Annotated in this window: 16 protein-coding genes; 10 read left to right on the forward strand and 6 right to left on the reverse strand. The window is 70.4% G+C overall.

Annotated elements, in window-relative coordinates:
* The coding region (locus E1292_RS46715) for an ATP-binding cassette domain-containing protein (RefSeq protein WP_132606243.1) at positions 1 to 889 on the forward strand (889 nt) is incomplete at its 5' end.
* Positions 890 to 1,131: 242 nt separating this feature from the next.
* Complete coding sequence (locus E1292_RS46720; protein WP_132606244.1) at positions 1,132 to 1,668, forward strand: hypothetical protein; 537 nt, start codon at positions 1,132 to 1,134, stop codon at positions 1,666 to 1,668.
* A gap of 152 nt (positions 1,669 to 1,820) precedes the next feature.
* On the opposite strand, the gene E1292_RS46725 is transcribed toward E1292_RS46720, so the two are convergent.
* A complete protein-coding gene (locus E1292_RS46725) occupies positions 1,821 to 2,003 on the reverse strand; it encodes a hypothetical protein (protein WP_132606245.1) in 183 nt (60 codons plus the stop codon).
* A 49-nt stretch (positions 2,004 to 2,052) separates the two neighbouring features.
* Positions 2,053 to 2,697, reverse strand: a complete 645-nt coding sequence (locus E1292_RS46730) for a multicopper oxidase domain-containing protein (protein ID WP_246090875.1) — start codon at positions 2,695 to 2,697, stop codon at positions 2,053 to 2,055.
* A 327-nt stretch (positions 2,698 to 3,024) separates the two neighbouring features.
* Between E1292_RS46730 and E1292_RS46735 the strand changes: the two genes are divergently transcribed.
* Entirely contained in the window at positions 3,025 to 3,849 is an 825-nt protein-coding gene (locus tag E1292_RS46735; RefSeq protein ID WP_132606246.1) for a family 43 glycosylhydrolase, read from the forward strand.
* Positions 3,850 to 3,902: 53 nt separating this feature from the next.
* On the opposite strand, the gene E1292_RS46740 is transcribed toward E1292_RS46735, so the two are convergent.
* Positions 3,903 to 4,292: a YbaB/EbfC family nucleoid-associated protein gene (locus E1292_RS46740; RefSeq protein WP_132606247.1), complete on the reverse strand. Its 390-nt coding sequence runs from the start codon at positions 4,290 to 4,292 to the stop codon at positions 3,903 to 3,905.
* A gap of 124 nt (positions 4,293 to 4,416) precedes the next feature.
* Here E1292_RS46740 and E1292_RS46745 point away from each other — a divergent pair, with 124 nt between their 5' ends.
* Genes E1292_RS46745 through E1292_RS46760 form a run of 4 tightly spaced genes read left to right on the forward strand, consistent with a single transcriptional unit; the run spans position 4,417 to position 6,174 of the window.
* Positions 4,417 to 4,731 carry a hypothetical protein gene (locus E1292_RS46745; protein WP_132606248.1) on the forward strand — a complete coding sequence of 105 codons (315 nt, stop codon included), beginning with the start codon at positions 4,417 to 4,419 and terminating at the stop codon, positions 4,729 to 4,731.
* Positions 4,728 to 5,618: a DUF4258 domain-containing protein gene (locus E1292_RS46750; protein WP_132606249.1), complete on the forward strand. Its 891-nt coding sequence runs from the start codon at positions 4,728 to 4,730 to the stop codon at positions 5,616 to 5,618. Before E1292_RS46745 ends, E1292_RS46750 begins: the two co-directional genes overlap by 4 nt.
* A gap of 2 nt (positions 5,619 to 5,620) precedes the next feature.
* Positions 5,621 to 5,830, forward strand: coding sequence for a DUF2283 domain-containing protein (locus E1292_RS46755; RefSeq protein WP_165975115.1), 210 nt, complete (start codon positions 5,621 to 5,623; stop codon positions 5,828 to 5,830).
* 2 nt (positions 5,831 to 5,832) lie between these two features.
* Complete coding sequence (locus E1292_RS46760; RefSeq protein ID WP_165975116.1) at positions 5,833 to 6,174, forward strand: YbaB/EbfC family nucleoid-associated protein; 342 nt, start codon at positions 5,833 to 5,835, stop codon at positions 6,172 to 6,174.
* Positions 6,175 to 6,306: 132 nt separating this feature from the next.
* On the opposite strand, the gene E1292_RS46765 is transcribed toward E1292_RS46760, so the two are convergent.
* Together E1292_RS46765 and E1292_RS46770 are read right to left on the reverse strand one after the other, a co-directional pair.
* Positions 6,307 to 6,504, reverse strand: coding sequence for a hypothetical protein (locus E1292_RS46765; protein WP_132606252.1), 198 nt, complete (start codon positions 6,502 to 6,504; stop codon positions 6,307 to 6,309).
* 71 nt (positions 6,505 to 6,575) lie between these two features.
* On the reverse strand, positions 6,576 to 7,553 hold the full coding sequence (locus E1292_RS46770) for an aldo/keto reductase (protein ID WP_132606253.1): 978 nt from the start codon (positions 7,551 to 7,553) through the stop codon (positions 6,576 to 6,578).
* 115 nt (positions 7,554 to 7,668) lie between these two features.
* Here E1292_RS46770 and E1292_RS46775 point away from each other — a divergent pair, with 115 nt between their 5' ends.
* Positions 7,669 to 8,145, forward strand: a complete 477-nt coding sequence (locus E1292_RS46775) for a GNAT family N-acetyltransferase (RefSeq protein WP_132606254.1) — start codon at positions 7,669 to 7,671, stop codon at positions 8,143 to 8,145.
* Between the two features lie 84 nt (positions 8,146 to 8,229).
* Here the strand turns inward: E1292_RS46775 and E1292_RS46780 are convergent, their stop codons facing one another.
* Entirely contained in the window at positions 8,230 to 8,517 is a 288-nt protein-coding gene (locus tag E1292_RS46780) for a hypothetical protein (RefSeq protein WP_246090877.1), read from the reverse strand.
* A 203-nt stretch (positions 8,518 to 8,720) separates the two neighbouring features.
* On the opposite strand from E1292_RS46780, the gene E1292_RS46785 reads away from it, so the two are divergent.
* Positions 8,721 to 10,034 (forward strand): MFS transporter, encoded by a 1,314-nt coding sequence (locus tag E1292_RS46785; RefSeq protein WP_132606255.1) that lies wholly within the window; start codon positions 8,721 to 8,723, stop codon positions 10,032 to 10,034.
* Positions 10,021 to 11,015, forward strand: a 995-nt coding sequence (locus E1292_RS46790; protein WP_165975117.1) for a molybdopterin oxidoreductase family protein, incomplete at its 3' end; no start/stop codon positions are given. The genes E1292_RS46785 and E1292_RS46790, both read left to right, overlap by 14 nt.

Genomic DNA, 11,015 nt, shown 5'->3' on the forward strand with positions numbered 1-11,015 from the left:
CCCCGCCACCGGTGGTATCACCGTCGCGGACGCCACCCGTAACAACCTGCGCAACCTCACCGTGCGGTTCCCCACGGGAGCGCTGACCGTCCTCACCGGCGTCGCGGGTTCGGGCAAGTCCAGCCTCGCCGGGGAACTGGTGGCCCAGCACGACGCGACCGTGATCGACCAGAAGCCGGTCAGCACCAGCCGCCGCTCCACCCCGATCACCTACACCGGCGTCGCACCCGCGATCCGCAGGCTGTTCGCCAGGCGCAACGGCGTTCCCGCCGCCCTGTTCAGCGCCAACTCCGAGGGCGCCTGCCCCGACTGCGGCGGGCTCGGCGTCATCTACACCGACCTCGCCTTCATGGACGGCCAGGAGGTCGGCTGCGAAACCTGTCACGGCCGCCGCTTCACGCCGGAGGTCCTCGCCCACACCGTGAACGGACTGTCGATCGCCGACGTCGACGACCTCACCGTCGACCAGGCCGTGGACCGGCTGCCCGACCAGGGCGTCGCCCGCGCCCTGCGGCAGCTCTCCGCCGTCGGACTGGGCTACCTGCGCCTGGGGCAGTCGCTGAGCACGCTGTCGGGAGGGGAGTGCCAGCGCGTCAAGATCGCGAAAGAGCTCCGCGAGGCCAGGCAGCCCACCGTCTACGTGCTCGACGAGCCCACCACCGGACTGCACATGGACGACATCGACACGCTCCTGCACGTCCTCGGCGACCTCGTCGAGCACGGCCACACCGTCGTCGTCATCGAGCACAACCTCGACGTCATCCGCCAGGCCGACTGGCTCATCGATCTCGGCCCGGGACCCGGCCGGCACGGCGGGACCATCCTCTTCGAAGGCCACGTCGCCGACCACACCGACCGGACGACCCCCACCGGCCGCGCCCTCAGCTGAGCATTCCCTATCTCCGGAAAGTGCATTCACAAATTCATGGGCCCGCCGCAGGAAGGCGGGATGTACGCGGCCCGTTATTTCGGCGCCTGTGGATCCTGGGACGGTGTGTGGCTTCTGATGAACCAGCCGAGCCGACTTCTGGAAAACATCGGGAGCAAGGCTTTCGAAAGCGCCGATGTGCGTCGATAGTGGGGAGGTCGGCCTCCGGTCATTGATTCCTGGACACAGGGGGAAGGAAGTCCATGCCCAATTACGAGGAGCTCAAAGGCAGGATCTATTCGGAAATCCAGGCGCTGCAAGCTCGCACACAGGCGGCGAAGGAGCTGCAAGGTCACTTCGGTGAAGGCGGCTGGGACGAGAGTGAGATCGGCGTCCTCAGCGGCTATCACGACAGTGCTGCAAAGTGGAATGCGAACCTGTCGCGACTGCTGAACGTGGTGGAGGAGCGGGAAAAGCGAAGGCCCTCAGCACCCCCCAGCTTCGATCCCGAGCGGTTCGCCACAGAACTCGACAAGGTCGCTAGACGCCTGGAGGTCGCTCAGGAGGAGCTGGCGGAGCAGACGGCGATCGCTCAGGAGGAGTTGGCGAGGCGGCTGGCCACCGCCCAGGAAGCTCTCAAAGAGGAGAGCATCCAATTGCTGAGCCATTTACACGATTCCGTCAAGGTAGCTGGGCGGCCTGCTCATTCCGACCCCGAGCCGGAACGGAGTCCGGTCCGGCCCGACGAGGCCCGGAACGATGAACCGCCGGAAAATCCGGACCCCTGGAGCAAAAGTTAGGTCGCGCGTCCTTAGGTGGATACTGCAGATCCGGAAAGTGCTCTTACCGGGCGGGAGGAGCAGACGGCTGAACGGTCGCGCTCGTTGACCGCCGCCGTGAATCGTCCGCAAGGCCAAGGGCGTTGCGGACGATTGCGCGTGACGCCGGGACGTCATGCGGCCGCGTGGTGCCGGTGGCCGGGGGCGCCGGCCGGTGTCGGGCCGGGCTCCGCGGCCAGGGCCCGGAGTTGGTCGGCGAAGGCGAGGGCCTGCTCGGCCGTCAGGCGCGGCTCGGCGCCGACATAGAAGACCACGATGTCGCCCGCGGGCGATCGCACGGCGTTGAAAGGAGTCATGATGCCGACGATTCTGTCCGACACGACCGACAGTTTCGGGTGCGCGGGCTCAGACGACGTCGAAGCTGGCCATCATGGCCATGTCCTCGTGTTCGAGGTTGTGGCAGTGCAGGACATAACGGCCTCGGTAGCCGGTGAAGCGCACCAGCACCTCCACCACCTCGTAGGGCCGGACGTCGACAGTGTCCTTCCAGCCGGCGTCCGTGAGGGCCGGCGGGCGCCCGTTGCGGCGGTACACCTGGAAGTGCCCGAGATGGACGTGGACGGGGTGGTGGAAGTCGCTGGTGAACGTCCAGAGCTCGGTGCTGCCGAGCCGCGGGGTGGCCCAGCGCCTCCGCCGGGTCGAAGGGGCGGCCGTTGATCGTCCGCCAGCCCCCGGTAGACCTGTGGGCCCGTGAAGTCCATGCGGTGGTCGTGGTACCAGAGGGTCGCGGCCGGCTGGCCGAGCGGGTACTCGTGCACGAACCTGCCGGTGGTCAGCCGGCCGTGGGCCACGTGGGACCCGGGGGGCGAAGTGGGCGGCGTGCTTCTCGGGGACGACCAGATGGGTCGATAGCCGTCCGAGCGCGGTGGGGTGACGCCGCCGTGCAGATGTGTCGCCGTCGGCACCGGCAGGGCGGTCGTGAACGGCCGGGGAAGCGGCAGCCGGCTCGCGAGCACGGCTCCGGCGCGTTCGGCGGTCAGCCGCCCGCACCCGGGGATCGCCAGGGCCGCCGCACCCGCTCCGGCCAGTCCGAGGAACCGGCGGCGCGACAGGGCGCTCATGAGCCGTCCCCGCCGGGCCGCGAGCGGCGTACCCGCAGGCCCGGCGACCAGGTCGCGATCACCATCGCGACCGGCGCCGGCGGCGGGTCATCGGGACGTGGTCGACAGTCGATGTCGACATTCGACGTACGCCGCTACGTCGGATGTCGACATCGCAGGTGGCACCCACGTCTGAGGACGGCCACCGGACCCCCGGCTACGCTGCGGTGTTGGGACACGACGGGACATCTTCACCGACGGCGCTCTGGCCGCCGTCATGACCCTCTTCATCGCCGTGGCGATCACCTCCGACCTCGGCGGCAGCCGCGGGCCGGAGCCGTCCGCCTACATGTTCGCCGCCGGGCTCGGCCTGCTCATGCTGGTCCGCCGCCGGCATCCGGTGCTCGCCCTGGTGGCGACCGGCGTCGGCATCCTCGGCTACCACGCGGTCGGCTATCCCCTGTCGGGCTCGCCGTGCCGGTCGCCGCCGCGCTCTACTCGGCGGCCGAGCACGGCAGGCCCAGGCTCGCCATGGGAGTCGCCGTCGCGCTGCTCGCCATCTCCAACTCCTTCCGCCTGCGCCAGGGCGAGGAGCTCGGCTATCTGGTCGGCTACGAACCGGCGTGGAGCGTGGCGCTCATGGCGGCGGCGATCGCTCTCGGCGACAACGTGTGCAACCGGCGGTGCCGGCAGGCCGCACCCCGAGGACACGACCCGCTACCACCTGGCCACCCGCCCCGACCTCCCGTACGCCGTCGAAGCGTCCGACATCGTCAAACGCGGGCGCTACCACTATCTGTTCGCCTCCTATGACGGGTGCTGCGCCGGCGTCGACAGCACGTACAAGATCAGGTTCGGCCGCTCGACCAGCCCCACCGGCCCGTACGCCGACCGCGCGGGCGTCCCGATGCTGTACGGCGGCGGCACCCTGCTCCTGGAGACCCACGGCCGCCACATCGGGCCCGGCGGGGCAGAGCATCATGCGCGACAGGGGCGGCGACGTGCTCGTCTACCAGTACTACGACGCCGAGGACAACGTCACCCCGAAACGCGGCTCAACCGGCTCGGCTCGGACCGCGAAGGCTGGCCGTACGTGAGGTGACGAAACCCCCGCGGCGCCTGGAGGCCCGGGCGCCGCGGTCCCCGCTGATCGGGTCAGCCAAGGTCCTCCAGGACGCGCTCGGCCCTCTCCGCGACGAAGGACGCGTCGAGGGGCTGCTGGAAGCCGGCCGCGTGTGTCTCGAGGTCGCCGATGATCTGCTGCGCCTGGCGCCGGGCGTCCAGTTGCGCCGCCCGGAGCGCGTCCCTGATCGCGGCGGCGACGGTGCTCCGGTCCAGGCGCATGCAGCGGGCGCTCACCGTGAGGTCGATGATGTGCCCCGTCGGGCCGGCGACCGCGCGGACGAGCCCGTCGGCGGCCTCGCCGGCGCCCGTGATCTCCTGGAGTCTCAACTGCGCGTCGCGGACCTTCCGCAGCACGCCCTCCGCCTGCGCCGACATTCGCGCCATGAACTCGCGGTCTTCTTCGATGGATGATGGCTGCACGGTCCGCGGCTCCTCCACTCGACATCCGACAGGCCATCGTGCCGGATCCCGCCTGCCGTCCCCGACACTTGAACGTTCCTCGAAGTGTCGGTGGCGTGCCGGTGAGTCCTTCTACCCTCTCCGGGTGGACGCGGGATACAAGATGGAGCCGGACTCCTTGGTCGCTGCTTCCAGCCACATGGAGGGGCACGCCGAGGAGTTCTTGGCGGCAGTGGAGCGCCTGCGGGGCCGAGGGCTCGCGTGGGCGGACGACGGGCTGATCGAGGGCTTCGTTGAGGCCTGCGACCAGGGGATCCGGGATTGGGTCGAGGTGCTCGCCGCCCAAGGGGGAGCGCTTCGAGCGACCGGCATGGGTCTCTGCGTCACGGCGGCGACCGCCCGCGGCGGCGATAAGGCTGCGGCTGACGCCGTCGCGGGCAGTACGGGGGACACGACGTGAGCGTGACCATTCCGCCGGTCGTGGACGCGGTCGCCGAATGGGCGGGCATCCACTTCCCGAACGTCGATGAGGACGCCATCGTGGCGACCGCGCGGGACCTGCGCGTCGTCAACGCCTACGCAGAGTCCTCGGCGCAGGACTCCGACGCCACCATGCGGCCGGCGGTCAACGCCTATCAGGGCGCTGGCGGCGCCGAGCTCGCGAGCTTCTGGCAGCAGACCGGTGGCGGCGAAGCGGGCCACCTCCAGCGGGCGGCGAACACAGCCGGGCACGCCCCGCCCCTGCTGGAGGGCGCGGCGAACATCGTCTCCGCGGGCAAGGTGGCGGCGGCCGCGCAGGTGCTGAGCCTGGCCCAGGTCGCCCCGGCGCTGCTGGCCGGCGGCGCCGCCGGAGCCGGCCTGGCGATGGCCAGGATCCTCGCCACCCGGCGGGCCGTCCACCAGATCGACAACCAGGTCAGGCACACGGTCGGCGACCGGCTGGCGAACCTGGTGAGGGAGCGGGTCAGCGTCCCGCTGCGCGAGCTGCTGCCCAGGATCACCAGGCCGAACGGCGGCATGGCGGATCTCGCGGGGGCCAACGGCGCCCGGATCCGGGCCACGGGTCTCCCGCGTGACCCTTACGCGACCGGCGGCACGCCAGGGCCCAGCACGATGGCCATGGGCAACAAGAGAGGCTCCGGCGGCTACTCGGACCACGCGAGGAAACGGCAAGGAGAGCGCGGCGTGAGCGACGATATGGTCGACCAGGCCATCGAGACCGGAAAGAAACAGTCGGGCAAGACGCCGGGCACGACCTTCCACAAGGGCAAGAACGTCTGGGCGGTCACCGACGACAAGAGCGGCCGGGTGGTCTCCACCGGCTGGCTGGGCAGGAGAAAGAAGTAAACTTGCGGATCGAATATGACAAGGAAGCCGACATCGCCTACGTCTACGTCGCCGACCTGATCAGGGAGGGCGAGGCGGCGACGCAGGTTCTGGTCGAGGCGGACGAGCTGCGCGGTGACGTCGTCCTTGATCTCGACGAGAACGGGTTCCTGATCGGCATCGAGATCCTCGGAGCCTCACGCGTGCTGCGTCCCGCCCAGCTCGGGAGATAGCTGTGTCCGAGCCGGACGCGGCCATCGGCCGGCTGGAGTCGCTCACGGGCACGGGGGAGTCCCCCGGGGGACGGGCGCGGGCGGTCGTGAGCGCCGGTGGCCTGGTGGAGGAGATATCCCTCGGCCCGCGAGCCATGCGGATGACCAGCCAGGAACTCACCGCTGAGGTGCTCGCGGCGGTGGAGGGGGCGCGGACGGACGAGCGGCGCAAGGCTCAGCAGGTGATGAGCGAGGCGCTGGGCGAGGCGATCGCGCCCGACGAGCTCGACCCGGACAAGGTCGCGGCACGCCTGGCCCGGATGCTCGCCTCCGTCGAAGCCCTTCGCCCTTCCGGACAGGTCTGACCTGGAGCGATCTCTTCAGCGCCGGAGCCACCGGTGGGCGGGCAGGTCGATCGGCTCAGTCGATGAGCGTGCTCTGGTCGACGTTCTCCATGCGGGCGTAGAGGACCTGCTCGTTGATCTCCAGATTGTTGATCAGGGGCAGGGCGGCGGCGAGGCCGTGGCCCACCAGCTCGTCCGCCGTCCCGCCGTACTCGATCCGCAGCGAGCTCGCAGCTCGCCCGCCAGTTCCTCGCGCACGCCGGCGACGATCTGGAGGACGTCGGCGGCCGGGGTCGCGGCGGCGGCGGACAGCCGCATGGACGCCACGGCCGCTTCCCGGCGCAGCATCACGTCCCCGGGATGACGACGAACGTGACCGGACCCCGACGGCCCCTTACCCGTCAGACCGCCGGTGGCGTGCTCTACCAGCGGTGGTGCACCTGAGGGCGGATCAGGTCGTCGTAGACGGAGCGGACGGCCTCCAGGGTCGCGGCGTCCAGCGGGGGCAGGTCCGCGGCGGCGGCGTTCGCGGTGGCCTGGGCCGGGTTGCGGGCGCCGGGGATGACCACCGAGACGCCCTCCTGGTCGAGGATCCAGCGGAGCGCGAACTGGGCCATGCTCGCCCCCGGCGGCACCAGCGGAGCCAGGCGGCGGACCGCCTCCAGGCCGGTGGCGAAGTCGACGCCAGAGAAGGTCTCGCCGACGTCGAACGCCTCCCCGTGGCGGTTGAAGGCGCGGTGGTCGTCGGGCGAGAAGGTGGTGTGCTCGTCGTAGCGGCCCGACAGCAGGCCGCTGGCCAGCGGGACACGGGCGATGATGCCCACCCCGGCGGCTCGGGCGGCGGGCAGGACCCGCTCCAGCGGCTTGAGCCGGAAGGCGTTGAGGATGATCTGCACGGTCGCCACGCCCGGCCTGGCGATCGCGGTCAGCGCCTCCTCGCAGGTCTCCACGCTCACGCCGTACGCGGCGATCCTCTTCTCGGCCACCAGCGTGTCGAGGGCGTCGAACACGGCGTCCGACGAGTAGACCGGCGTCGGAGGGCAGTGCAACTGCACCAGGTCGAGCGTGTCGACGCCGAGGTTGCGGCGGGAGCGTTCGTTCCAGGCGCGGAAGTTGGACATCATGTACGTGGCGGGGATCTGCTCCAGCCGCCGCCCCATCTTGGTGGCCACGGTCAGCCCGGGACGATCCTGGACGAAGCGGCCGATGATCTGCTCGCTGCGCCCGTCGCCGTAGACGTCGGCGGTGTCGATGAACGTGACCCCGCTGTCCACGGCCGCCTCGAGGGTCGCGCGGGCCTCATCCTCGCTGACCTCGCCCCAGTCGGCGCCGAGCTGCCATGCGCCGAGGCCGACCACGCCGACCTGCCGGCCGGTACGTCCCAACACGCGGTGTTCCATGAACCGTCCTCCGTTACGGGTGCCTGGGGATCCAGTGTCCCGTATGGCGTCCACCCGGCGGGACGGTGGTGACCGCCGCATTCCGGCACGGATGCCCCCCGCTACGCTGAAAGCCATGATTCGCCCCGCCACACCCGCCGACGTGCCCGTCATCGCCATGCTGATCCGCGAACTCGCCACGTACGAGAAGGCCGAGCACGAGGTGCGGGTGACCGAGGAGCAGTTGCGCACGGCGCTGTTCGGCGACGCGCCCGCCGTGTTCGCGCACATCGCCGAGCACGACGGCGAGGTGGCCGGGTTCGCCCTGTGGTTCCTGACCTTCTCGACGTGGAAGGGCGTGCACGGCATCTACATGGAGGACCTTTACGTACGCCCCGAGCACCGCGGCGGCGGCCACGGCCGGGCGCTGATGGGCGAGCTGGCCGGTATCTGCGCGGAACGCGGATACGAGCGGCTCGAATGGGCGGTGCTCGACTGGAACGAGCCGGCCATCGGCTTCTACGAGAATCTCGGCGCGGTGCGCCAGGAGGAATGGCCGCACTACCGCCTGAGCGACGCTCCGCTGCGGCGCCTGGCTGATCGGCCTTCCTGAGCGGTCCTCCTGAGCGGTCCTGCTGACCGGCGGCGCGCGGTCACGCAGGTCACGGAGTGTGATGTGACCTGCGTGACCTCCGCGTCACACGCCTGCGTGGGTCCTGGCGCGAGTCCCCGCCTGCTCGTACGTCTCGGACTCGGGCCCTTCGAGCTCGCGGTGGGTCTCCTCGATGCGGAGCGCCACCCCGAGCGCGAAGAACGACGGCGCCCACTCGCCGATGAAGATGCCCCAGCGGTCGGCCCTGTCGATGCCCGACGCCTCCATCTTCTTCGACATGAACCAGGTCGCGAAGGACATGGCGATCGACGCCACCCCCGCGGTGTACATGTGGCCCGACTTTATCCCCATATGGTGAAGCTTCTTGATCATGTTTCTCCCCCCTTGCTGGAGTGCTGTTACCCGGAGGGGGACGTGATAAGCGATCATTTCCAGCATGTTTCCGCCGTGACACATGTGCGTGGCGTGTTACCGAGGTGAATCACCCGTAACGAACGCACAGCGACGGACCGTCAACGTGCGTAACGCGCCATTCCTAGCTTGGAGATCCCGGACGCCGAGCGTAGGAGAGGTCGATGGCGCGCTGGATCGCCGACTGGCACCCCGATGACCCAGCCTTCTGGGCGAGATCAGGCAGGCGGGTCGCGCGGCGCAACCTGATCGTCTCGATCGTCGCCGAGCATCTCGGCTTCACCGTGTGGACGGTGTGGAGCATCGTCGCCACGCGGATGGGGTTGTACGAGTTCTCCACCGACCAGCTGTTCTGGCTGGTCGCGCTGCCCAACCTGGTCGGCTCGGTGCTGCGCGTCCCCTACACGTTCGGCCCCGCGAGGTTCGGCGGGCGCACCTTCACCGTGGTCAGCGCCCTGCTGCTGCTCATCCCCGCCGCGCTGCTCGGCGTGGCGGTCAACGACCCTGGCACGCCGTACTGGCTCTTCCTGGTGATCGCGGCCCTGGCCGGGCTGGGCGGCGGGAACTTCGCCTCGAGCATGGCCAACATCACCTACTTCTACCCCCGCGACAAGCAGGGCGTCGCGCTCGGGCTGAACGCGGCGGGCGGCAACATCGGCGTCAGCTCGGTCCAGCTCGTCATGCCGCTGGTGATCGGCTCGCTCGGGCTGGCCGCCGCCGGGTGGTTCTGGATCCCGCTCATCGTCGTGTCGGCCGCCTGCGCCTGGTTCTTCATGGACAACCTCGCGAGCGCCAGGGCCGAGCCGCGCGAGCAGCTCGCCGTCGCCGGCCGGGCCCAGACCTGGATCATGTCGTTCCTGTACATCGGCACCTTCGGCTCGTTCATCGGCTACTCCACGGCCTTCCCGCTGCTGAGCGCGAACCTGTTCGACTCCGGCGCCCCGTACGCCGCGGTGGCCTTCATCGGGCCGCTGATCGGCTCGCTGGTCAGGCCGGCGGGCGGCTGGCTGGCCGACCGGTTCGGCGGCGCCCCCGTCACGCTGTGGAACTTCGCCGCGATGGGCGGCGGCGTGCTGCTGGTGTGGCTGGCCGGCACGTCCGGCGACTTCTGGCTGTTCTTCCTGGCCTTCCAGACGTTGTTCCTCACCGCCGGCATCGGCAACGGCTCCACGTACCGCATGATCCCGGCCATCTTCCAGGCCAAGGCCGTGGCCGAGCGCGGCGAGAGCGAGCAGGCCCTGCTGTACGGCAAGCGCCAGGCCTCGGCCGCCATCGGCATCATCTCGGCCGTCGGAGCGCTCGGCGGGTTCCTGATCAACCGGGCGTTCGGGATGTCGTTCGCCGCGGCCGGCACCCCCGCCCCCGCGTTCCTCGCCTTCGGCGCCTTCTACGTGTCCTGCGCCGCGCTGACCTGGTGGTGCTACACGCGCAAGGCCGGCGCCTCCGTGATCGGGAGCCTCGCCCATGCCCGGGTCTGACGTGACCGCGACGCACTGCCCGTACTGCGCGTTGCAGTGCGGCATGGAAATCGGCCCCGGACCGGGCGGAGGGCTGGCCATCACCCCCAGGACCGACATCCCGGCCAACGCCTCGGGGGCTCTGTGCCAGAAGGGGTGGACGGCGGGTGAGCTGCTCACCAACGGCGAGCGCCTGACCACCCCGCTCCTGTACGGCGAGCCCGTCGCATGGGAGACCGCGCTCGACCACGTGGCCTCGCGGTTGTCCGCCCTACGCGCCGAGCACGGCCCCGACGCCGTGGCCGTGTTCGGCGGCGGCGGCCTGACCAACGAGAAGGCGTACTCGCTGGGCAAGTTCGCCAGGGTCGCGCTCGGCACCAGCCAGATCGACTACAACGGCCGCTTCTGCATGTCCTCGGCGGCGGCCGCCTCGACCAGGGCGTTCGGCATGGACCGGGGGATGCCGTTCCCGATCACCGACCTGGCCGGGGCCGACGTGGTGCTGCTGGCCGGGGTGAACGTGGCCGAGACCATGCCGCCGTTCCTGCGGCACCTGTCAGGGCCGCGGCTGGTCGTCATCGACCCGCGGCGGACCAGGACCGCCAAGGAGGCCTGGCTGCACCTGCAGCCCGCGCCCGGCACCGACCTGGCGCTCGCCCTGGGAATGTTGCACCTGGTCATCGCCGACGATCTCGTGGACGGCGAGTACGTCGCCGCGCGGACCGCGGGGTTCGAGGAGGTGCGTACGTCGCTGGCCGGCTGGTGGCCCGAACGGGTCGAGCGGATCACCGGCGTGCCGGTTCACCAGATGCGGCAGGCGGTCAGGGCGCTGGCGGCCGCCGGCAACGCCTACGTCCTGACCGGACGCGGCGCCGAGCAGCACGCCAAGGGCACCGACACGGTGAGCGCGTTCATCAACCTGGCGCTGGCGCTGGGCCTGCCCGGCAGGCACGGCTCCGGGTACGGGTGCGTGACCGGGCAGGGCAACGGGCAGGGCGGGCG

The sequence above is a fragment of the Nonomuraea deserti genome (assembly GCF_004348685.1).
Taxonomy (GTDB): domain Bacteria; phylum Actinomycetota; class Actinomycetes; order Streptosporangiales; family Streptosporangiaceae; genus Nonomuraea; species Nonomuraea deserti.